The sequence below is a fragment of the Novosphingobium aquae genome (assembly GCF_037572715.1).
In the GTDB taxonomy this organism is placed as follows: Bacteria; Pseudomonadota; Alphaproteobacteria; order Sphingomonadales; family Sphingomonadaceae; genus Novosphingobium; species Novosphingobium aquae.
The window spans coordinates 45,454-66,945 of sequence record NZ_JBBHJY010000005.1 but is presented as its reverse complement, the minus strand read 5'-3'; the positions used below and the strand labels follow the sequence as shown (position 1 = coordinate 66,945).

Here is a 21,492-nt window from a genome sequence, read left to right as displayed (position 1 = left end):
TAAAAAGGTGAGCCAAATGGTGGGGCTGACATGCTGAGCATCCCGCTCGGGAATATTCCCGGCTATCATGCAGGTCGGCTGGGCCATGCTGCCGTTGCTGTCCGGATTGGCGAGGCCACAATAAGCTGGGGCGAACTCGACGCCCGTTCCACGCGACGGGCACACTCCTTGTTGGCCCGTGGTGTGTCGCAAGGCGACATGGTGACCTTGGCGCTCGATAACAGCGTGGCATTTTTCGAGTGGACATTCGCTGTATGGAAACTTGGCGCGGTTCCGCATATGGTGTCCTGGCGAATCCCGGATGGCGAGTTGGGTGCCATGCTGGAGCTGGCGCGGCCGGTGGCGGTCATCGCAACCGACTACGAACGGCTAGCGCATCTTGGCGCGCTCCCGCCTCAATGGGGACTGACCGAAGGAAGCGACGACCCTTTACCCGAGGCGGTTTCGCCTTACTGGAAGGCGATGTCATCGGGAGGATCGACCGGTCGGCCGAAGATCATAGTCGATCATAGGCCTGGAGTTCATGTCATCGGTTCGACGTACCTCCAGGTCTCCGAAGGCGAAGTCGTGTTGAACCCGGGGCCCCTTTATCATAACGCGCCGTTCTCGATGGCGCACAATGCCCTGTTCAAGGGGAACCCCCTCATCACCATGGCCCGCTTCGATGCCGAGGAGACGCTGCGGCTGATCGACCGCTGGGGAGTTGCGAGCGTCAATTTCGTGCCGACGATGATGCTGCGTATCTGGCGGCTGAACGACGAGGTGAAGGCGCGGTACGACGTATCGTCGCTGCGCAATGTCTGGCACATGGCGGCACCCATGCCCGCGTGGCTGAAGAAGTCCTGGATCGGGTGGCTTGGGGCCGAAAAGATCAACGAGGCCTATGCCGGGACGGAGGCGGTTGGAGCGACGACCATCAACGGCGTCGAATGGCTTGCCCACGAAGGTTCAGTCGGCCGCCCGCGCAATTGCGAGTTACGTGTCCGCGACGAAGCCGGGGCTGACGTTCCGGTCGGTACGGTAGGTGAGATATGGCTTAAGCCCACTGTCGTGAACAAGGGATATCACTATCTCGGGGCCACCCAACCCACCGGGCAAAGAGGTTTCGAGTCTCTCGGCGATTACGGCTGGTTGGACGCCGACGGTTACCTCTACTTGGCTGACAGGCGCACCGACCTGATCATTTCAGGTGGGTCGAACATATTCCCCGCAGAAGTGGAAAGCGCGATCATGGAACACCCGGCGGTCGACGTCGCCGTGGTGATCGGGCTTCCCAACGACGATCTTGGAGCTTCGGTTCACGCGATCGTCCGACTGCGCAGCAATTGCAAAACGACGCTTAACAGCGCGGATTTGCTCGAATTTCTGCGTGGCCGGCTGGTGACCTACAAACTACCGCGCAGCATTGAATTTACCGATGACCCCATGCGTGACGACGCCGGAAAGGTCCGCAGATCGCAGTTGCGAGAACAGCGGATCGACAGCTCGAACGAGGAACGCAATGCCGCCGCCAGGTCGGCTGCCAAGGAGAAATCATGAAACTCGGTTCGGATATTACGGCGGTCATCACGGGCGGTGCCAGTGGCCTCGGCGAGGCGACTGCACGCCGACTTGCCAGCCGTGGGGTCAAGGTTGCACTGTTCGATCTCAACACTGAGCGCGGCGAGGCTCTGGCAAAGGAACTGGGCGGTGTCTTCTGCTCGGTTGATGTCTCCTCGTCGCCATCGGTGGACGCGGGTTTCGCCAAAGCGCGCGCGGCGATTGGACAGGAGCGCATTCTGGTCAATTGTGCTGGCGTGGGTAGCGGCAAGTCCAAAACGGCTTCGCGCGACCGTGAGACTGGCGAGATCCGTGAGTATCCTCTCGATAATTTCGAACAGATTGTGCAGATCAATCTGATCGGTACCTTCCGCTGTATCACCAAGAGCGCCGCGGGCATGCTTACGCTCGATCCGCTCGAGGACGGGGATCGAGGAGTCATCGTGAACACCGCTTCCGTCGCTGCGGAGGATGGCCAGATCGGTCAGGTCGGCTACTCGGCCTCCAAGGCCGGCGTTGTCGGCATGACCCTGAACATAGCCCGCGACCTGTCGCGCGACGGGATCAGGGTCAATACTATCTTGCCTGGCCTTTTTGAAACACCGCTGTTTGCGCGCGCTAGCCAAGAGGCGGTCGCCAAGCTTTCTGCCTCCGTGCCTTTCCCCAGCCGACTTGGTTACCCGGACGAATTTGCACAACTGGCAGAAACCATGATCACGTGTGGTTATTTCAACGGCGAGGACGTTCGGCTTGACGGGGCCATCCGCATGGCACCGCGCTGATAACCGAACCAGATAGGTTGCAGAAGGCGGTGGCGGATATGGATAAGCGCATCGAAGAACTGTTGGATAAGCAGGCGCTCCATGAGAACCTGATGACCTATTGTCGTGGCATCGACCGAATGGATTTGGAGTTGATGAAATCAACTTACTGGCCCGACGGAACCGACGATCACGGTCGCTTCGTGGGGAACGCACATGAATGGTGCCATGTAGGTCTCAAGTCGCGGGAAGTGCTGGTGAGCTGCAACCATCACGTGAGCAACGTGCTGATTGAACTCGCTGGCGACCGGGCAAAGCGCGAGAGTATGTTCATCGTCGTTACGACATATAAGGATGACTCAAATCACCAGTTTCTAGGTGGCCGATATCGCGACCTTTGCGAGAAGCGGGGCGGTGAGTGGCGGGTGCTTAATCGCACCTGCATCTGGGACTGGAATCGAAAGATCGTGGCCGAACCTGGTTGGGATATCATGCAAGCCCCGGAAATGTCCAACTGGGGACAGTTTCACCCGAGCGATCCGATCTATGCCGCTGATTGGAGCGCGATCGAACCAACCTCGGCGGCAGCTTCGGGCCGTCCGGAGGTCGACCGCGGATAGATAGCCAACCGGATTGTATCGGTAACTTGTGGAGTTGGACGGTCGGTCGTCGTCGGAGCCGATTGGTCAGACGCCCTTGGATGGTCCCCAAAGGAAGACTGTTGCATCGTCCGGAATGACGGTGGAGTGCCAGGCACTGGCGCACCACACGTGAAGTTTGGGCGCCATGAAGCTCGGATCGTCGAGGGTGCCAGCCTTGATGAAACGAACGTCGGGGCGAGATGGAAGAGCGGTGAACAGCGAGGAGCCGCAGTGGTTGCAGAAATGGCGTGCAACCTCGGCCCCGCTGTCGCCACGATCTTGATAGACGGTGGTCTGACCTTGCACCAGCAGAGCCACGGTCGGAACGACGAGTAGTACCGAAAAGGCCGTGCCGGACTGCCGCTGACAGTTACGACAGTGGCACACGGCTTGGCTCATCGGGACATCCGCTAAGCCGTAGCGAACGTCCCCGCAAAGGCAGCCTCCGGTTAGGAGGCTCACTCCGCTGCTTCGGACATGAGCGACTTGGTGTAGGTGTCCTGACCCGAACGAAACACCCGTCCCGGGGTCATGCCGGTATAGGAGCCGCCCGTGGTGATCGGCCTGCCGTTGACGATAACGTAGTCGAAGCCATGAGCCGGAGTGTAGAGTCGGCGACCGCCGGCGGGCAGATCCTTGCGCAATTCCGTTTTTCCCACACCAACGGTGTCGAGATCAAACACGACGATGTCTGCCCACGCGCCTATCGTAAGCACACCGCGATCACGCAGTCCCATAAATTCGGCCGGACGCTGTGTGAAGGCGTTGATTGCCTCTTCCAAGCTGATGAAGCCGTATTTGCGAACTGCATTTTCGAGGAATCGGGTCCCATGTGAATAAGAATCGATCATGTCGACGTGGGCTCCGCCATCGTCGCCGCCCCAGATGCCGCGATCGTCGCGGACATATTCGACGAGCTCCTGCCAGGCTTCCCTGCTCTCGTCGATCAGGGCCATCGGCATCAGTAGTGTTGCCAACTGATCCTCGACGACGATGTCCATCAGTGCGTCAAAATCGCTCTTGCCCTGTTCGCGGGCGATTTCGCTCGTCATGCGGCCGACAAAAACGGCATTGGCCGGCGAATCGACGTTCGCGATCTTCAAGTTGCCCCACACCAGCCGCGAACGGAAATATTCAGCCGCGCCGAGCGCATCGAGCTCCATTGTCCGGCGTATTTCTCGATCTTTGAACCGCTCGAGGCGTTCAGCGGGCGAGCACGCGAAGAGCGAAGGCCAAATGCCTGGCAACTGATCCAACGTGTGGCCGGTGAGAAAATTCATGTGCAGAGAGGTCGGCATCGACATCACCTGCAGCCGGACATCGGCGCCCATTTTTCGGGCCACATCCACGCTGGCTAGTTTTTCCATCTGCCTTTCGCGCGATTGCGAATTGGGGAAGATTGCCGGCCAGCTAAAAGGACGCTTTGCCGCCAGCGAAACTTCGGCAAGGCGCCGCGCGTCCTCCAAAGAGGGGTTGCCGGACACGCCGCCGACATATCCGGCGAAGGTGCCTTCAAATTCGGACACGACCGACATGAGCTCGAGCAGTTCTTCGTGCGAGGCATAAAAGGACGGCACGTGATCGGCGTGATGGTCTGTATGGGTTTCTGCATGGCTCGACGAGAAGCCGAGCGACCCTTCTTTGAGTGCGTGACGGAGCAACACCTTCATCTGCTCCATCTCGTCCGTCGATGGGGTTCCACCGACGGCCCTCTCACCCATTACATAAGCGCGGAGCGTGGAATGTCCGGTCATGAAGCCGACATTGACACCGACCTTGCCATCGAAATGAGCCAGCATCTCAGCCGTCGTGGACCAGTTGGCGTTCAACGCTTCGTCGAGGCTTTCGAGCGGCACGCCTTCAACCTTGCCGAACATCGGCACCAGATAGTCCTTAGATGCCGGGCTAAGCGGGGCGAGGGTGAAGCCGCAGTTTCCGCAAATGACGGTCGTCACTCCGTGCAAGGAGTGCGGGGCCGCATAGGGATCCCAAGTGAGTTGCGCGTCATAATGGGTGTGGGTGTCGATGAAGCCCGGCGTCACGAATCGGCCGGTGGCGTCGATCACCTCGCGGGAACGCGGTTGGCTTGAGCCTATGTAAGCTATCTTCCCGTCGCGCACACCAATGTTTCCATTGAAAGCAGGGGCGCCAGTTCCATCGACGATCGAGCCTCCTCGGATCAAGAGATCTAATTCAGCCATCTTGTCTCCTGGGTTGTGAGGTCAGCCGCCCATGCGGCAGGGTCCCCAGCATCGCAACATACTTGCTAGCGGTCAAGGAATAGCTTGACGTTTTGCAAGCCGAATGGCAGTGGGTTCGCCGAGCAAAATTTCGGAGAAGCGATCGGGAGCGTTCTGACCGGTTGCAGCCGATAGGGAGAGGGAGGATTTTTACATGAAGAAGCTGACTATGGCGCGCCTGTTTGCGGCTGCCAGCATGGTTTCGCTGGCTATTTCGGGCAACAGCGCCAGCGCCCAGACGGCCGCTCCAGAAGGTGAGGAGGCCAATGGCATTGCGGACATCGTGGTGACCGCGCAAAAGCGCTCCGAAAGCAGCCAGACTGTCCCTGCCTCGATCACTGCGCTCGACGACAAAGCCTTGGACCTGCGGCAAATAAGCAGCGTTTCCGACTTGCAAGGCCAGGTTCCATCCCTCGTGGTCGGCGAACTGTTCGGCACCAATCTTATCACTCTTCGTGGGATCAGCACCGGCCAAACCAGCGGGTCAGAGGACCCTTCGGTCGCGACCCACATCAACGGCGCGTATCAACCGCGTTCGCGCAGCATCGATGTCGCAATGGTCGACCTGCAGCGGGTCGAAGTTCTTTCAGGTCCGCAGGGCACCCTTTATGGACGCAACGCCACCGGCGGCGCGGTCAATTACGTTCTGCGCGGTCCAAGTGATACGTTTGAAGGCGAACTCACCGGCCGCGCTGCCAACTATGAGCGATTTGGTATCTCGGGCAGTGTCTCGGGCCCGATCGGTGACAGCGTAGGAATCAGAGTTACTGGCCTCTACGACAATCAGGCGGAAGGTTTCTCACGGGTTCTCAATGCCAACGCGCCGAAGGATCGACTGGAAGAAAACCGTGTTTACGGCGGGCGGGTTGTCGTTGAAGCCAAGCCAAGCGATCGCGTGACGATCACGGTGGAGGGTATTGGCCTAAATACCAAATCATCGACCGCATTCTTCCCATTCGGGCAGTCGATCGCGCCTGCAATCAATGCTGCGGTTCAGCCACAAACCTATCTGGCTCATGAGATTTATACAGATGAGAATGCTCAGCTAAACAGCCAGTACTACCAAGGCATTGCGACTATCAACGCGGAGCTTTCAGACAACGTTTCGATCAAGTCGATCAGTGCCTATCAAGATTACCATCAATTGATGGTTATCGACTCTGATGGCAGTGCCACTTCGCCAAAACTGCGAACAGCAACGAATCAAGTCACCGACTCGCAAACGTTCACGCAGGAGTTTAATGTAAATACTAAGTTGATTGATGGGCGTCTGAATTCAATATTTGGCTTTTTCTATTTTCATGACGACATCGATCTTCAGACAGACCTGACAACGTTCCGATCATTCAGCGCGGCTACTGGCAGTCTTAATCCGTTTACCAGCGTACTCAGCTTCCATACTTTTCAGAAGGCACGATCGTACGCGTTTTTCACCGATCATACTTTCTCGGTGACCGATAGCATCCGTTTGATCGCGGGTCTTCGTTACAATCATGACGAAAAGACTGCACAACAGTCGTTTTTCTTCAATGGTAACCCTGTGCTTGCCCCCACGACAATAAACAAGATTGTGTTCGAATCCTGGACTCCCCGTTTTGGCTTCCAAGTAGATGTCGCTCCACGTGTAATGCTTTATGGAACGTATTCTAAGGGATTTAAGTCCGGAGGATTTGCGTCCAACGTCAATGCCGTAAATCCCTTTAATCCAGAGAAAATCAGCGGCGGCGAAATCGGGGTCAAGAGCGAACTTGCTGATCGGCGGATCAGACTGAACCTTTCCGGTTACTACTACGATTACAGCGATCTTCAGGTGCAGAATGCGGTGCTCGTAAACGGCATCCCGAGCTTTAGGGTTCGGAACGCCGCGAAATCGCGGATATATGGTGTTGAAGCTCAGCTTCAGGCCATGCTCTCCGATAACTTCAAGCTCGATATCGCCGGAATGGTCCAGAGCGCCAAGTATACTGACTTCTCCACCTGCAACAATACGCTGGTGGTGGGGACGTGCACCGCAGCTGCTAACACTACCTTGATCAATCTCAAGGGTAACTGGCTGAACCGGGCGCCAAACTACACTGTGAATGTCGGCCTGGAATATAAAACCGAAGTGGGGTCAGCTGGCGAGCTCACCCTGCGCGGTGAGTCCCTGTTCAGCGGCACCGTGCATTTCGATGAGTTTGCCTCTGCCCTAGTGACGCAAAAGGCATATAGCCTGCAGAACTTCTATGTGTCGTTCACTCCGACGAGCGACCGGTTCACGCTCCGTGCCTATGTGAAGAACATTGGTGATACCGATTACAAGACGTCCGGCTTTTTCCAGACGGCCACGCTGCAGCAGGCCGGAAACTGGGGGGCACCGCGGACGTTTGGAGCCGAAGCAACGATTCGTTTCTAATTTGCGGCTCGGCATGAGTTTCGCACTCGGCTCATAGCCATGGGGTGCCTGGTCGATCGGCTAGGCACCCCTTAGGCTTGGCGAGGCGTTTGAAGACGGAGCCGACAATGACATTTGATGATGATTTCACCCTTACTATCGGTGGTAAGTCTGTCTCCACGCGGGCCTACGTTCCGGTCCTCAATCCCGCTACAGAAGAGGCTTTTGCGAAGGCTCCGGCGGCAGATGCAGGGACACTTGATGCGGCAGTCACAGCTGCTCGTGCAGCTTTTCCGGGCTGGCGCGACACAGCGCTCAAAGAACGTCGGCGCCTGCTGCTGGCATTGGCCGATGCAATTGAGCAGAACAGCGACGATTTTGGCCGGCTGTTCACACGCGAGCAGGGGCGCCCGATAAAACTGGCGGTGCGAGAAATTGTTACTGGCGCGAATTGGCTACGCTCGGTTGCATCGCAAGATTTGCCAATTGACCTCGTCGAAGACAGCGAAGCCAGGCGTGTCGAAGTGCACCACGTGCCGCTCGGTGTTGTCGCGGCTATCGTTCCATGGAATTTCCCATTTTTGCTGGCAATCTGGAAAATTGCGCCAGCGTTGCTGACGGGAAATACGGTGGTCCTGAAGCCGTCGCCGTACACCCCGCTATGTGCGCTCAAGCTTGGCGAACTTTCGAGACAGATACTCCCGCCCGGTGTGTTCAACGTGCTGTCCGGTGACGATGCATTGGGGCCGTTGATGTCCTCGCATAAGGGGTTTGCAAAAATCTCATTCACCGGATCGACTGCCACCGGTAAGCGGGTGATGGCCGCCGCCGCCAACGATCTTAAGCGCATTACCCTTGAGCTGGGCGGCAACGATGCCGCAATCGTCTTGGCTGACGCCGATCCCGAGGTCGTTGCTGACGCTATGTTTGCGGGCGCCTTTTTTAACACTGCACAAGTTTGTATCGCGACCAAGCGGCTTTATATTCACAATGACATATATGATGCGGTGCGCGACCGGTTGCACGCACTTGCTGAGCAGGCGATAGTCGGCGATGGCAGCAGGGATGACGTCACCCATGGCCCGGTGCAGAACCTCGCGCAGTTCCGTCGCGTGCAGAGCTTGATCGCAGACGCTGAATCCACCGGCCTTACACTACTACGGGGGAGCAGAGTGCCCGAAGGGGCGGGCTATTTCCTTCCGCTCACGATCGTTGACAACCCGCCCGAAGATTCCGCTGTGGTTCAGGAAGAGGCTTTCGGTCCGATCCTGCCCTTGATGCGGTTCACTGACGTGGACGAAGTCATCGCCCGCGCCAACGATTGCGATTATGGATTGGCTGGCTCGGTCTGGTCGCGCGATATCGCTCGCGCACTCGATGTAGCAAAGCGCATGGATACAGGATCTATTTGGATTAACCAGAACCGCCAAGTCGCTGCACATGTTCCGTTCTCTGGCTTCAAGCAATCTGGTTTTGGCGTCGAGAACGGGCGTCAAGGACTTCTGGAGTTCACCCAGACAAAGGCGATCTACATACCGAAATGATGGCAATTCTACTTGGATGAGATCAATTGAAATAGGCCGGTTGGTAACCTTGGAGCGCTCCCTCGAGGCCTTGGGTAGATCAGGCTACGTAGCACCACCCCAGCCACTAGGATTCTGGCCTTTGGCGAGCAAAAGGTAGGAACTAATGAACGTGCGCAGTATCGTCGTGACCGGAGGCTTCGGCTGTCTAGGTCGTGTGGTGGCGGCTTCCTTCGCCGCAAGAGGTGACAAGGTGGCGCGGATCGATTTTGCGCCTTCGGCACCGGACGTGATCGAAGGTGCAATTGACCTTGGGGGAATTGACCTTGTTGATGCAGCCGCAGTTGACACAGCCGTTGCGGCTGTGACGGCGGAACTTGGTGGTATCGATGTGCTGGTAAACATTGCTGGCGGGTTTACTTGGGAAACTTTGGCTGAGGGTAGCATCGATAGCTGGGAAAGGATGTTCGCAATGAATGTCCGTTCGGCTGCGACAATCACCAAGGCGTCGCTTCCGGCAATCACGCGGAGCAAGGCGGGCCGGATCATCAACATCGGAGCAGCTTCTGCCGTTCAGGCGGTATCTGGCATGGGTGCCTATGCAGCATCAAAGGCTGGCGTGCACCGATTGACTGAGGCACTAGCGCAAGAACTGGCGGGCAGCTCAGTTACCGTGAATGCGATCTTACCCAGCATCATCGACACGCCTGGCAACCGCGCCGACATGTCCGATGCTGATCGCAGCAATTGGGTTCAACCACAAGCGATTGCCGACGTGATCTTGTTCCTTGCGTCGCCTGCCGCCCGTTCGATCAGCGGGGCCCTGATTCCCGTCACGCGTGGCCAGCCACACTAAATGCCATTGGGCATGTAGTGATTGCACGATTGCCCAGCATTTTGATAGCTCGTGGGCCGTTTGTGCAGGTGAACGTAGTGCAAAACTGTCAGCCAGTGTCTTCTCCATTCTGAGGCGAGAGCACTACATAACACTTGCTTCAGTCGGTGGCGCGACAACGCTCCATCGCTTGTCTGGCTAAAATTGCGAGGCGTGGGAAATTAGCAGCGCGTTCGCTCGCCTCTTCAGAGACTGCGTTGCCACGCAGCACGCGACCCTTGATGCCGTGAAAGATAGCGGCCAAGCGAAACAAGTTGAAAGCGATATAGTACTCCCAATCGGGGATTCCATCTCGCCCGGTGCGTCTGCAATAAGCTGCCACATATTCAGGCTCGGTCGGGAGACCTAATTCATGTGGATCCAGCCCGCCAATCCCAGCTACAATATCGCCCGGCATCCGATACATCATTGCATGATATGCGAAATCGGCAAGGGGGTGGCCTAGGGTCGCCAGTTCCCAGTCAAGGATCGCGATCACCTCGGGCCGAGACGGATGGAAGATCATGTTGTCACAGCGGAAGTCGCCGTGAACAATCCGTGTCTCTTCGCCAGCGGGGATCGCGCTTGGCAGCCATTCAACCAGCTCGTCCATATTCGCATCGCGGCCGGCGAGCGTGTCTTCACGGTACTGCCCGCTCCAGCGGGCGATCTGACGCTCGAAATAGTTGCCGGCGCGACCAAACTCGGCAAGTCCTACGGCGTAGGGATCAACGCTATGTAGCGCCGCCATCGCCGCGTTCATTGCATCAAAATAGGCGGCACGGTCATGCTTCGCGATTTCGCCAAAAGCCGCATCCCAGAAGATTCGGCCTTCGACCATTCCCATGATGAAAAAGGGCGTGCCGATCACGTCTGGATCTTCGCAGACGGCGATGATTGGCGGGACTGGCACCGGCGTGTCGGACAGTCCTGTCATAACACGTGCCTCACGCAAAACGTCATGCGCCCCTTTCAGCAGCGGTCCAGGTGGCTTGCGCCGCAAGACATAGCGACCCTTTTGCGTGGTGAGCCGGTATGTCGGATTGGATTGGCCACCGCTAAACTGATCGACTTGAACGGGGCCGTCGAAGCCATCAACATTTGCCGTGAGCCAAGCGTCGAGAGCAGTTTCGTCTAATCCCATTCCGGCGCGTACCGGCGTTGTCGCCGCATCAGCCACGTGATGATTTCCATTCGCGCTTGATCTTCTTGGCGAGGCTCCACTTATGGACCTCGGTTGGTCCGTCGTAGATGCGGAACGCGCGGACCTCGCGGAAAACCTGTTCCACAATGGTGTCGCCCGAGACCCCGGTTCCGCCCATCACTTGGACGCAGCGATCGGCGATCCGCATTAGCGCTTCTGATACGGCAACTTTTGCCATCGAACTTTCGGATGTTCCAAGATTGCCAGTATCCAATACGCTTGCGCACCAATCGATCATCAATTCGGCTTGGCGCAAATCGATCATATTCTCTGCCAGCATGAAGCCGACGCCTTCGTGATCGATCAGTGACTTGCCAAAAGCTTGGCGACGGCATGCATAATCTGTCGCGATCTCATGCGCGCGAACGCAGCTACCTAGCCAGCGCATGCAATGAGACAAGCGGGCAGGGGAGAGGCGCACTTGGGCATACTTGAACCCTTCTCCGGGCTCTCCCAGCATCTGGGTGGCGGGTACTCGCAAGTTCTCGATTGCGACTACGGCGTGTCCGCCGGGCATCGAACTGTCGATGGTATCCAACACTCTCTCGATCCGGATTGCCGGGTCAGGAAGGTCAACCAGGAACATGCAGGCGCCTTCCGTGGACTTGGCCATGACGATACCGACCTTCGCATCCTGGGCGCCCGTGATGAACGCCTTGCGGCCGTTGATCACCCAATGGTTGCCCTCGGGCTCACAGGCGGTCAGCATCATCGAAGGGTCGGAACCCGCGCCATTGTCTTCTGCCGGCTCGGTCATGAAGAACGCGGAGCGTGCGTTGCCCTCGATCACCGGCCTCAGAAAACGCACTTTCTGTTCGGGTGATGCGACATGCCCGAGCAGGTACATATTGCCCTCGTCGGGCGCCATCGTGTTGCAGGCGACCGGGCCGAGTGGTGACAAGCCAGAGCGGATCAGTACATGCGCCGTCTCGCGCTGGGTCAGGTGCTGACCGTCTCCTAGAATGTGCGGGGTCAGCACACCGGCATCGCGCGCCAATGCTCTGAGCTCGTTCACCAGCTCCTCAGATGGGCCGTGTGCTGCACAACGTGGATCCCTTTCGTAGGGAATTACAATATCCCTTACAAAGCGCTCAACGCGTTCTCCTATGGCTAGTGCGCGATCAGTCGTGGTCATAGTGATTGTCCGTCATCGAGGTCGATCACCGATCCGGTCATACCCGCAGCGGCATTCGAACAAAGGTAGAGCATCATTGCGTCGAGTGTCTCGACAGGCTGAAGTCGGCGGCGCGGGAAGGTTGCGATTTGCGACAGGCCCCGATCGGAGGAAAACCATTCTCGGGAGATTTCGGTGGCGATGTAACCTGGTTGGATCACGTTCACGTTGATCCCCATTCGCACCCACTCCCGGGCGAAATTGCGGCCGAGATGCGCAACTCCAGCCTTCGTTGCTGCATATGCGGACTCGCCTTGGCCCGTGAGCCGAGCGGTGATGGAGCCGATGATCACGATGCGGCCTTCGTTGCTGCTGCCTTCGCGACGATCAATCAAGCGCTTCGCACCTTCCCGAACGGTAAGGTAAACCCCGGTGAGATTGGTGGCGATCAAGCCAGTGAGAGTGGCAGCAGGTAGGGCGGTGGAGTGTCCCGGCGCCGAAACGCCGGCGTTGGCAATTATCGTATCCACGGTGCCGAAGCGGGCTTCGGCGCTGTTATATGCTTCGATCACTGACTGTTCGTCCGTAACATCGAGCCGGACGGCGTGCGCACTCTCACCGATCTCGGCGACAAGTGCCTGCAGTTTGTCGAGACGCCGCGCTCCGAGAACGACGTTTGCCCCCCGGACTGCGCAAAGCCGCGTGAAATGGGTCCCAAGCCCTGATGAGGCGCCTGTGATAAAAACGGTTCGCCCAGCTAGATCCGACATGATCATCGCCCCTGCCAATTGGGCAAGCGCTTCTCCGCGAAAGCGCGAGGGCCTTCGCGAGCATCGGCCGAGGCCATGACTCCGGCGCCTTCACGTTTATTGGCTGCCCAGAAATCGCCCTCCGATGCAATCTTCCCATCGGCGATGCCTTTAGCAATCCGCTTGCTCGCCTGCACCGAAAGTGGTGCGTTGGCAGCGATTTTGTGAGCTATCGCCATCGCCGTCGGCATCAGTTCGGCCAAAGGTACGACACGGTTCGCGAAACCCATCTCGAGTGCTCGCTGGGCGGAGAAGCTGTCCCCGGTCAGGAGAAACTCCATGGCAATTTTTTGTGGCAGTTGTTGCGCTAACCGGAACGCACCGCCGGCAGCAGCGAAGATCCCTCGCTTTACCTCTGGTAGGCCAAATTCGGCGTGATCTGCTGCGATCAAGAGGTCGCAGGCAAGCGCCAACTCGGTGCCTCCACCTAATGCAAAGCCGTTGACCGCGGCGATAATCGGTTTGCTGATCGGATGGCGGACAAAGCCCGCCCAACCCCAGCGCTTCTGTTCGGGATCGTCGGGCCAGTTGCTTTCCCCGCGTGCAGTGGCCTTCAGATCCGTGCCCGCGCAGAACGCCTTTTCACCTGCCCCGGTCAGCACAACCACTCTGATGGCTGGATCACATTCCGCCAGTTCAAGCGCCTTTCCGAGTCCGGTGTGCACCGCGGCGTTGACGGCGTTCCGCGCGTCGGGTCGATTGATCGTTACGATCAAAATGTTAGCCTGCCGCTCGACCAAGACCGCTTGTTGCAGATCTTCCATTCTAATCCTCACTCGGCGTGATTGCGGCCATAAAGTCATCGTCCGGTCGCATGCCGTAAGCCGCGGTCGTCCGGTTCGTCATGTTGAACAGCCCGATGATCTCGATGACATAATAAATTGTCTCATCGTCGATCCCGGCATCGCGGAGGGAATGCATATCAGCCTGTTCGATCTGTCCGGGATGGCTGGTCAGCTTTACGCAGAAGTCTGCTATCGCTCGTTCCCGCGTTGACAACGCTACCTGGCGGTAATTGATGCTGATCCGCCGGGCCCGTCCATGGTCGCCTATATGCTTCCCTAGCAGGTGGGTGTGGACGATCAGACAGGTAATGCAGTGGTTCACGGACGAGACGACAACGCCGATGAATTCCCGCTCGGCCAAAGTCAGGCGGCCATATTCGGGGTCAAAGAATACCGGAAGCGCAAACGCACCAGTCCTCGCCCGTCCTTGCTGCTCGTAGGAGGACAGGATGGCTATAGAATAACGTTCGGGGACGGGCAGTCCTTCGAGGCTTGCGGGATCGACTTCGAACCCCTTTCGCGGGGGCAGCCAACCGTAAGCGTCGGGTGTAACAAAGTCTGGGCACAAAGTCGTCTGTTCTGTCATGATCGGCTCCGAGTCTATGTCTGATGGGAGGGCTGGTCAGTTCGCCAACTCGATAACGATCTTGCCGAAGTGGCTTCCGCTTTCGAGATGGTTCAGAGCTTCCCGGAATTCGGAGAACGGGAAAACGGAATCGATCACCGGAAGCGTTCCTGTGGCGTCCATCGCATCCAGAAGCGCTTGGAAGGAGAGGCGGGGGCCAATCGAGATAGCCTTCAAGTTCACCGACCGCATCTGAATTGAAATAGGCGGAATACCGCCCCCCATCCCGGTCACATAACCGACAAGCCCGATCTCGCCACCAAGTCGGGTGCAGGCGATCGAATGGTTGATTGTGCCTGCTCCGCCGATTTCGATAACCTTGTGGACGCCCTTGCCGTCGGTGAGTTCGAGTATGCTGTGCTCCCAGTCCGGAGTATCGCGGTAGTTGACCACGGCCTCTGCGCCGAGAGCCAAAAGCTTCTCCGCCTTTTCTTCGGTTGACGTCAGCGCGAGGACACGAGCGCCAAACATCCGGGCAATTTGCAGGCCGAACAGCGAAACCCCGCCCGTGCCCTGGATCAGCACCGTTTGGCCAGGCGTCAGAGGTGCCGCGACGTGAAGAGCAGACCAGGCCGAAACAGCCGCGCACGGCAAGGAGGCCGCTTCGATATAGGAAAGGCTTTCTGGCAAGGGGATGACGGCACGCTCTTCAACTCTCACAAATTCCGCAAGCATCCCGTCGATAGTCGTCCCGATGCTGTTTGCGCGGTACTCGGACATCATCGGACCAGCTACCCAGTCGCAGCTACAGTTGGCGGTGACCCGGTCGCCAACCTTTACCCGAGTGACATCCGCACCGACAGCGACAACATCTCCGGCTCCGTCGGAGAGTGGGACGACCCTGTGGGCAAGCGGGCCGGGATAGGTTCCCTTTGCGATGATCGTGTCGCGGAAGTTGAGCGAAGCGGCGCGTACCCTGATCAGTACATCGCGGCGCCCGATCTCGGGCGCCGCTTCCTCGCAAATTTCAAGATCTTCGTACCGTCCCGGATTGGTGACGCGTATCGCTTTCATGGGTTTTCCTATCTGGGACGTGTCGGATGCGGCTGCTCAACCAACGGCTTCCAGGAGAGGTCCTTCGGTGGTCTTGGCACCAAGCTTGATATCGACAGTGTAGCTGTCTTTGCCGGCGCGCAGCACCTGGCCCGGCTTTGCCCATGTGTATTCGCCTTCGGCAATGATCGGTATTCCATTGACGATGACGTAATCAATTCCCTTCGCGCCGGTGTACAGACGCTCGCCGTTGGCAGGAAAATCGGCACGGACTTCGACCGGTGTCACCGCCACGTTTTCCAAATCCATCAAAATCAGATCTGCATGGTTGCCGACGGCGATGGTCCCGCGATTACGGAGGCCGATGAACCGCGCCGGCACCTGAGTGAAATTGTGGATGGCTTCCTCTATCGGCATTAACCCATGGCGATTGACTGCGTTCTCGATAAAGCGCGTGCTGTGGGAATAAGCTTCCAGAACGTCGATGTGGGCACCCCCATCATCGCCGCCCCACAAGGTGCGGCTGTCGCGCATGCAGCGGACAATGTCCTTCCAGATTGCCAGTTCGTCGACGTTTGGATCTCGGGGAACGAACACCGTCTCGAGATTGTCAGCGACGACCATCTCCATGATGATCTGAAATGCGCTGCGGCCTTCTTCCTTGGCGATCTCGCCCATCAAGCGGCCGACATATTTCTCATACTGCGGTGATTTGACGGTCTGAACTTCGTAATTGTTGAATGCTGCGCGATATTGCCCGTTCGCACCAGGTGGAAGCTTGCCAGCATCTTCTTCTAGTTGGGTCCGCAATTCCGGATCGGCAAAGGCTGCAACGCGGCCTGCATGGTCCTTGCGATAGACGTCCTTCCAGACACCTGGGAACATATCAAAGCCAAGGCCGTTCTTGAAGCTGATGTATACGCCGACCGGGCAGGATGGAGCCTGCACTCGAAGCTCCGCACCCATTTCGCGCGCAACATCGGTTGCCGCCATTTTGGCGTCCATCATGTCTTCGCCGTGCAGACCTGGCACCAAAAGTGGCCACGCAAAAGTACGGTTTGCGGCGAGACCGACTTCGGCCATCTTGCGCATCGCCTCAGCGTCAGGTTTGAAGCCGGTGAGGACATAGCCCGCCATTGTGCCTTCGTATCCGTCGATGACGGACATCAGTTCCAGCAGTTCTTCGTGCGACGAATGCAACGACGGCACGTCCTCGCCCTCGTGGTCAACATGAGTCTCGATATGGCTCGACGAGAAACCCATAGCGCCCTCTTCGAGCGACTGACGAAGCTGCGCCTTCATTGAGTCGATATCATCACGCGACGCGTGCGAGTCGTGCGCGCGATCCTTCATGGCATTCACTCGCAAGGTAGAATGACCAACCATAAAGCCGACATTGACGCCAACCTGCCCATCAAAACTTGCAAGCATCTCACCAGTGCTGTTCCAGTTAACCTTTGCACCCTGAACCAGGGTTTCATGCGGAATGCCCTCCACCTTTGCCAGCATCGGCACGAGGTAATCCAGCGATCCCGGCGACAACGGCGAGAGCGCGAAGCCGCAATTTCCACAAATATAGGTTGTCACCCCATGCGCACTGTGAGGCCTCAGCCACGGGTCCCAGGTAATCTGCGCATCGTAATGGGTGTGGGTGTCAATGAAGCCGGGAGCCAGCAGCCGTCCGCTCGCCTCGATTGTGTTGGCCGCCTTTTGCTCGTCTGCGCCAACATACGCGATTCTTCCATCCTTGATCGCGACATTGCCGGATACAGCTGGTGCACCCGTACCATCGACGATTTTCGCACCACGAATTAGCAGGTCAAACATTGCAGGTCCTCCTCTCGTCGCGGCACGGCATCAAAGCCGGCTCCCGACTCAACTAACTTGACATGCTGCAAGTTTTATCACCTTAATGTCAGGGCGGCAATAGGGTAGAGCTCAAGGCTCCGGACACGTGTCGTCGGTCAGCCGCACCTACCAAAGGGCGGAAATTCCGAGCTACGGCAGTTCGGGGATGGAGAGATTGATGTCCAATTTCGAGGGTTTGATTTCCGTTGCTTTTGACAGCCACGTTGCCTTGGTCGAACTGCAGCATCCCCCGCACAATTTTGTGAATGCAACCGTGTTGGGCCACTTGGCTGATTGCTTCGAAGAACTGGACAGCAATCCTGAGGTCCGTTGTCTCGTCCTGGCTGCGCAGGGCAAAGTGTTCTGCGCGGGAGCGGATTTCTCCAATGATGAAGGCAGTGGAAATACGGCGAGGCGCTTTTACGCTTCTGCCGCTCGCATATTTGCGACCCGCAAACCTATCGTGGCGGCGGTCCAGGGCGCGGCGATCGGAGCTGGGTTGGGCCTTGCATTGGTTGCCGACTTTCGTATCGCGGCACCAGAGGCGCGCTTCGCCGCCAATTTTGTTAAACTAGGAATCCATCCTGGATTTGGCCTTACGCACACGCTGCCCCGACTTATCGGGCAGCAATGCGCCTCGCTTCTGCTTTACACCGGACGGCGCATTGGAGGGGCGGAAGCCGTACGTATCGGCTTGGCGGACTCCTTGGCAGAGGGCGGGCAACTCCGCCAAACCGCTATTGCACTAGCACACGAAATAGCAGAAAATGCGCCGCTTGCGGTGATGGCAACAAGATCGACGATCCGGAAAGGGCTTGTCGAGGCAGTAATCGCACAAACCGCTCACGAGGCGAGTGAACAGGAGCGCCTTTTTCTAACAGACGATTACGCTGAAGGATTGCGTGCGGTTTCGGAGAGGCGGCCAGGAAATTTCAACGGTCGCTAGATTTCCTGAGTATCCACCAAGCTCTGTTGTGCTGGCAATAGAGAAGCCTGATCGCCTGCGCGTTTGCGAATTGCTATTTGCCCGCGCAAAAGCTCAATAAACGATGAAATAATCGCGTTGAATTCCCCCGTTGTCTCTGAGTCACGGTCCAGCAGTCTCCTGTCGACATGACCGCGCACGAAGTCGTAGCAGACTTGCGCAATTGCATCGGCATCGACTCCGCGCCGAATATGGCCGCTGACTTTTCCCGCCAGGATCGTTTGCCGAAAGATATTCAACGTTTGATTCCGGCGGGCACGGTACAGATCGCTGAGATGCGTCGAAAATGGCGCTTCACCGGCCATCCGCAAGTAGGCCGTAAACGTCGTCAAGTCGCGGTCCGCGATTGTCGCGATATACATTATCTGTTTTGCCAGTCGATCAAAGGCGTTCGGCGATTCATCAAGCGCTAACAGTTCATCTGAGAGATTGCCGATGATATGCGTGGCCATAGCATCGAGGAGACCATCCTTGTTGCCAAAATAGAAATTCACCAACTCGTGACTGCACTTGGCACGTTTACCAACGTCATGCAGGGAAAAACGATCAAATCCCTTCTCAATCAGTAGATCGATGGTTGCTCCAAGTATCCGAGCCTTAGATTCGTCCCGTCGCTCTGCCTGTGTTCGCCTCGGAGATTTCATCGAAATAATGCCTCTTTTCTCGTCAGTGACTAATCACGAACCCCACATCAGAAAACCTGCCGGGACGCAAACGCTCTGTCCGTCATCAGCGCCTTTGGGCGCTGCACAAGCTATGCGCGAATGCATTCGGTGCACATTGGTCGGTGGTGCGACAACGCAAAGCTACCTACACCTAACCGGCAAATGTTTTCAACCTGCAAGTAAGATACTTGAGGGGTGGCAAGGAACGTGCTCTAAGATTCGCATGGCATGGTCAAAATTCGTGTGGTCGAACCGTGACGGCCTTGTGGAGTTTGCACTTAGTCCGAGCACAGAGGTCCGAAGTCGACTGATTGGAGTTGATCGTGAATGACGGTGATGGAGATCGGATCGTCAACACCTTTTGCCGCGTATGCGAACCAATGTGCGCGCTTGTCGCAACGGTGCGCGATGGCCAGCTGACTTCGCTGATCGGCGATAAGAACAGCCCCTATTCGCATGGCCATTTCTGCAAAAAAGCCACTGGCGCCGTTGAGGTGATGTACGATGCAGATCGCATTACACAACCTCAAAAGCGGGTTGGGAAGCCGGGCGAATTCGCGCCGGTGTCGTGGTCCGAAGCTATGTCAGATATCGCGGCTAAGCTGTCAGACATTAGAAATCGTCATGGCCCGAGTGCTTTTGCAACGTTTCTGGGGCAGCCGCCCACTAACGGCTTTGCTACTGCTGTTTGGTTTTCGGCTTTCAAGCGAGTATTTCACACGAAATGGAATTATAGCGTCAACGCTGAAGACGCTGCCTCTCTGCTTATGGCCAGCGAGTTGCTTTACGGATCTGCATTGCTCTACCCCCGACCCGATCTATGGAGAACCGATTTTGCGATCATAATTGGTGCAAACCCAATGGTATCGCATGGCTCGGTTTGCACGGAGCCACTGATGCGTGATGCTTTGCAGAGCGTGATCAAGCGCGGTGGCCGAGTTGTTGTAATTGATCCGCGTCGCAGCGAAACGGCCCAACTGTTCGAGCATGTTGCGGTCAACGCAGGTACCGACGCCTGGCTAATGATGGCACTTCTCAATGAGATTATCGCAAATGGCTGGATTGATTTCGGATTTGTCAGTGAACACTGCGACGGACTGAATGAGCTTGCCGAGTTGGTCGATCCATTCACGGCTGAGCGGGCGTCAGGGGAATGTGGAGTGTCTGCCGAGGTCATCCGCAATCTGGCCCGCGATTTTGCCCAGGCAGGTTCGGCGACGGTTTATGGCCGGACGGGTACCTGTACGCAGCAGTTTGGCACGTTGAACAACATGCTGCAAAGTCTCCTTTGCATCGTGACGGGCAATCTGGATCGGCCCGGCGGAGCGCTTTTTACGTGGACCAGCCTTGGTTTGAATTCCTTTCCTGCTACTCGAGAGGCGACAGTGCGCAGCCGCGTCGGCGGCCTGCCGGCGCTCGGAGGCATGCTACCTTCGCGCTGCCTCGTCGATGATGTCATGACACCCGGCGAGGACCAAGTACGCGCCCTGCTTATGCTCGGCGGCAATCCGGTTCATTCAAGTGGCGCAGCTGGATTAGGTTTTGCCGATGCACTTGAAGAATTGGAACTCCACTTCTCATTAGACATATACATGAACGAAACGAACCGCCACGCGCACTATATTTTGCCGGTGGCGACAATGTTCGAACGAGCGGATATTCCCTACAAATACTTGGCCAATATGCTCAGGCCAGCCATGTTTGCCACGGAGGCAGTGGTGAAGCCGCGGGGTAACGTGCGCGAAGAATGGGAGATACTGAACGAGCTTTGCCGTAGGGCGGGACTGGGCGGTGCTTACAACAACCGTTGGCTTCGCTGCCTGTCCGCATTTGGTCTGGCCGTTAAGCCGAAGATGATGATGGATTGGTTGGTTCGAACGAGTGTAAGCGGGGACCGATATGGGCTGCGCCGGAATGGATTGTCCTTGCGAAAGCTCCTCCGGAAGTTTCCGAGCGGGAAAAGCCTGAGCGATGAATTGCCAACTGGGATGCTGGCAGATGCCATCTGCACGCCTGATCGAAAAATAAAGTTGGCAGCGGCTGAGTTCAAATCCGAGGTGCAGCGACTACTCGATCAGAAGGCGTCTGCAGGTTTCCCATTCCGCCTTACGGGAATGCGCGAAATGCTGTCGATGAACACGTGGCTTCACAATGTCCCGTCATGCATGACTCCAAAGCGGCGACATCAGCTCCACATCAATCCGCTCGATGCCAGCCGTCTTTCAATCGCCGAAGGCCAAATGGTAACTGTCAGATCCCCTGCAGGAACGGTCCGCGTACCGGCGAAAATTTCGGACAGAATGAAAGAAGGCAATGTCGCCCTGCCGCATGGTTGGGGTCACAGCGGGGGGTGGAAACGAGCAAACGCCGTGCCCGGCGTGAATTCAAATATTCTGGCCGCGAAGAACTCCGGCGAGATCGAGCCGCTGGCTGGCATGTCGATATTAAATGGCATCCCGGTAGCCATCGAACTTTGATTACTATTGAGTTCGGGATGAGGTGGCGTCCGTTA

Annotated in this window: 18 protein-coding genes; 8 read left to right on the top strand and 10 right to left on the bottom strand. The window is 57.2% G+C overall.

Annotation, left to right across the window (positions count from 1 at the left end; all coding sequences use genetic code 11):
- Positions 1-30 precede the first annotated feature (30 nt).
- The 3 genes from WG900_RS10960 to WG900_RS10950 are packed head-to-tail and all read left to right on the top strand — an operon-like array spanning position 31 to position 2,920.
- A complete protein-coding gene (locus WG900_RS10960; protein WP_339967089.1) occupies positions 31-1,539 on the top strand; it encodes an AMP-binding protein in 1,509 nt (502 codons plus the stop codon).
- Positions 1,536-2,321, top strand: coding sequence for an SDR family NAD(P)-dependent oxidoreductase (locus WG900_RS10955; protein WP_339967087.1), 786 nt, complete (start codon positions 1,536-1,538; stop codon positions 2,319-2,321). Before WG900_RS10960 ends, WG900_RS10955 begins: the two co-directional genes overlap by 4 nt.
- A 38-nt stretch (positions 2,322-2,359) precedes the next feature.
- Positions 2,360-2,920 (top strand): nuclear transport factor 2 family protein, encoded by a 561-nt coding sequence (locus tag WG900_RS10950; RefSeq protein ID WP_339967086.1) that lies wholly within the window; start codon positions 2,360-2,362, stop codon positions 2,918-2,920.
- A gap of 66 nt (positions 2,921-2,986) precedes the next feature.
- On the opposite strand, the gene WG900_RS10945 is transcribed toward WG900_RS10950, so the two are convergent.
- Together WG900_RS10945 and WG900_RS10940 are read right to left on the bottom strand one after the other, a co-directional pair.
- Positions 2,987-3,403 (bottom strand): GFA family protein, encoded by a 417-nt coding sequence (locus tag WG900_RS10945; RefSeq protein ID WP_465263029.1) that lies wholly within the window; start codon positions 3,401-3,403, stop codon positions 2,987-2,989.
- Positions 3,400-5,142, bottom strand: coding sequence for an N-acyl-D-amino-acid deacylase family protein (locus WG900_RS10940; protein WP_339967084.1), 1,743 nt, complete (start codon positions 5,140-5,142; stop codon positions 3,400-3,402). The genes WG900_RS10945 and WG900_RS10940 overlap by 4 nt, the downstream gene beginning before the upstream one ends.
- 193 nt (positions 5,143-5,335) lie before the next feature.
- Between WG900_RS10940 and WG900_RS10935 the strand changes: the two genes are divergently transcribed.
- The 3 genes from WG900_RS10935 (at position 5,336) to WG900_RS10925 (ending at position 9,934) form a co-directional block, all read left to right on the top strand.
- Complete coding sequence (locus WG900_RS10935) at positions 5,336-7,576, top strand: TonB-dependent receptor (RefSeq protein WP_339967082.1); 2,241 nt, start codon at positions 5,336-5,338, stop codon at positions 7,574-7,576.
- 107 nt (positions 7,577-7,683) lie between these two features.
- Positions 7,684-9,099, top strand: a complete 1,416-nt coding sequence (locus WG900_RS10930; RefSeq protein ID WP_339967079.1) for an aldehyde dehydrogenase family protein — start codon at positions 7,684-7,686, stop codon at positions 9,097-9,099.
- Between the two features lie 145 nt (positions 9,100-9,244).
- Positions 9,245-9,934, top strand: a complete 690-nt coding sequence (locus tag WG900_RS10925; protein ID WP_339967078.1) for an SDR family NAD(P)-dependent oxidoreductase — start codon at positions 9,245-9,247, stop codon at positions 9,932-9,934.
- A gap of 139 nt (positions 9,935-10,073) precedes the next feature.
- Here WG900_RS10925 and WG900_RS10920 read toward each other — a convergent pair whose 3' ends face one another.
- Genes WG900_RS10920 through WG900_RS10890 form a run of 7 tightly spaced genes read right to left on the bottom strand, consistent with a single transcriptional unit; the run spans position 10,074 to position 17,309 of the window.
- Positions 10,074-11,096 carry a phosphotransferase family protein gene (locus tag WG900_RS10920; RefSeq protein WP_339967416.1) on the bottom strand — a complete coding sequence of 341 codons (1,023 nt, stop codon included), beginning with the start codon at positions 11,094-11,096 and terminating at the stop codon, positions 10,074-10,076.
- A gap of 28 nt (positions 11,097-11,124) precedes the next feature.
- Positions 11,125-12,291: an acyl-CoA dehydrogenase family protein gene (locus tag WG900_RS10915; protein ID WP_339967076.1), complete on the bottom strand. Its 1,167-nt coding sequence runs from the start codon at positions 12,289-12,291 to the stop codon at positions 11,125-11,127.
- Positions 12,288-13,046: an SDR family NAD(P)-dependent oxidoreductase gene (locus WG900_RS10910; protein ID WP_339967075.1), complete on the bottom strand. Its 759-nt coding sequence runs from the start codon at positions 13,044-13,046 to the stop codon at positions 12,288-12,290. The genes WG900_RS10915 and WG900_RS10910 overlap by 4 nt, the downstream gene beginning before the upstream one ends.
- Complete coding sequence (locus WG900_RS10905) at positions 13,043-13,843, bottom strand: crotonase/enoyl-CoA hydratase family protein (protein ID WP_339967073.1); 801 nt, start codon at positions 13,841-13,843, stop codon at positions 13,043-13,045. The genes WG900_RS10910 and WG900_RS10905 overlap by 4 nt, the downstream gene beginning before the upstream one ends.
- A gap of 1 nt (position 13,844) precedes the next feature.
- On the bottom strand, positions 13,845-14,450 hold the full coding sequence (locus WG900_RS10900) for a peroxidase-related enzyme (RefSeq protein WP_339967071.1): 606 nt from the start codon (positions 14,448-14,450) through the stop codon (positions 13,845-13,847).
- 36 nt (positions 14,451-14,486) lie between these two features.
- Positions 14,487-15,503: a zinc-dependent alcohol dehydrogenase family protein gene (locus tag WG900_RS10895; RefSeq protein WP_339967069.1), complete on the bottom strand. Its 1,017-nt coding sequence runs from the start codon at positions 15,501-15,503 to the stop codon at positions 14,487-14,489.
- A gap of 36 nt (positions 15,504-15,539) precedes the next feature.
- Positions 15,540-17,309: an N-acyl-D-amino-acid deacylase family protein gene (locus WG900_RS10890; RefSeq protein WP_339967067.1), complete on the bottom strand. Its 1,770-nt coding sequence runs from the start codon at positions 17,307-17,309 to the stop codon at positions 15,540-15,542.
- Between the two features lie 199 nt (positions 17,310-17,508).
- Between WG900_RS10890 and WG900_RS10885 the strand changes: the two genes are divergently transcribed.
- Positions 17,509-18,276 carry an enoyl-CoA hydratase/isomerase family protein gene (locus WG900_RS10885; RefSeq protein ID WP_339967065.1) on the top strand — a complete coding sequence of 256 codons (768 nt, stop codon included), beginning with the start codon at positions 17,509-17,511 and terminating at the stop codon, positions 18,274-18,276.
- Here WG900_RS10885 and WG900_RS10880 read toward each other — a convergent pair.
- Positions 18,273-18,959, bottom strand: a complete 687-nt coding sequence (locus tag WG900_RS10880; protein ID WP_339967063.1) for a TetR/AcrR family transcriptional regulator — start codon at positions 18,957-18,959, stop codon at positions 18,273-18,275. The genes WG900_RS10885 and WG900_RS10880 overlap by 4 nt on opposite strands.
- A gap of 344 nt (positions 18,960-19,303) precedes the next feature.
- Between WG900_RS10880 and WG900_RS10875 the strand changes: the two genes are divergently transcribed.
- Positions 19,304-21,457: a molybdopterin-containing oxidoreductase family protein gene (locus tag WG900_RS10875; RefSeq protein ID WP_339967061.1), complete on the top strand. Its 2,154-nt coding sequence runs from the start codon at positions 19,304-19,306 to the stop codon at positions 21,455-21,457.
- The last annotated feature ends 35 nt before the right edge of the window (positions 21,458-21,492 follow it).

Excerpts from the sequence above, each read along its gene's own strand:
- WG900_RS10960 (WP_339967089.1), top strand. The coding sequence starts at position 31 with ATGCTGAGCATCCCGCTCGGGAATATTCCCGGCTATCATGCAGGTCGG.
- WG900_RS10955 (WP_339967087.1), top strand. The coding sequence starts at position 1,536 with ATGAAACTCGGTTCGGATATTACGGCGGTCATCACGGGCGGTGCCAGT.
- WG900_RS10950 (WP_339967086.1), top strand. The coding sequence starts at position 2,360 with ATGGATAAGCGCATCGAAGAACTGTTGGATAAGCAGGCGCTCCATGAG.
- WG900_RS10940 (WP_339967084.1), bottom strand. The coding sequence starts at position 5,142 with ATGGCTGAATTAGATCTCTTGATCCGAGGAGGCTCGATCGTCGATGGA.
- WG900_RS10935 (WP_339967082.1), top strand. The coding sequence starts at position 5,336 with ATGAAGAAGCTGACTATGGCGCGCCTGTTTGCGGCTGCCAGCATGGTT.
- WG900_RS10930 (WP_339967079.1), top strand. The coding sequence starts at position 7,684 with ATGACATTTGATGATGATTTCACCCTTACTATCGGTGGTAAGTCTGTC.
- WG900_RS10925 (WP_339967078.1), top strand. The coding sequence starts at position 9,245 with ATGAACGTGCGCAGTATCGTCGTGACCGGAGGCTTCGGCTGTCTAGGT.
- WG900_RS10920 (WP_339967416.1), bottom strand. The coding sequence starts at position 11,096 with ATGGGATTAGACGAAACTGCTCTCGACGCTTGGCTCACGGCAAATGTT.
- WG900_RS10915 (WP_339967076.1), bottom strand. The coding sequence starts at position 12,291 with ATGACCACGACTGATCGCGCACTAGCCATAGGAGAACGCGTTGAGCGC.
- WG900_RS10910 (WP_339967075.1), bottom strand. The coding sequence starts at position 13,046 with ATGATCATGTCGGATCTAGCTGGGCGAACCGTTTTTATCACAGGCGCC.
- WG900_RS10905 (WP_339967073.1), bottom strand. The coding sequence starts at position 13,843 with ATGGAAGATCTGCAACAAGCGGTCTTGGTCGAGCGGCAGGCTAACATT.
- WG900_RS10900 (WP_339967071.1), bottom strand. The coding sequence starts at position 14,450 with ATGACAGAACAGACGACTTTGTGCCCAGACTTTGTTACACCCGACGCT.
- WG900_RS10895 (WP_339967069.1), bottom strand. The coding sequence starts at position 15,503 with ATGAAAGCGATACGCGTCACCAATCCGGGACGGTACGAAGATCTTGAA.
- WG900_RS10890 (WP_339967067.1), bottom strand. The coding sequence starts at position 17,309 with ATGTTTGACCTGCTAATTCGTGGTGCGAAAATCGTCGATGGTACGGGT.
- WG900_RS10885 (WP_339967065.1), top strand. The coding sequence starts at position 17,509 with ATGTCCAATTTCGAGGGTTTGATTTCCGTTGCTTTTGACAGCCACGTT.
- WG900_RS10880 (WP_339967063.1), bottom strand. The coding sequence starts at position 18,959 with ATGAAATCTCCGAGGCGAACACAGGCAGAGCGACGGGACGAATCTAAG.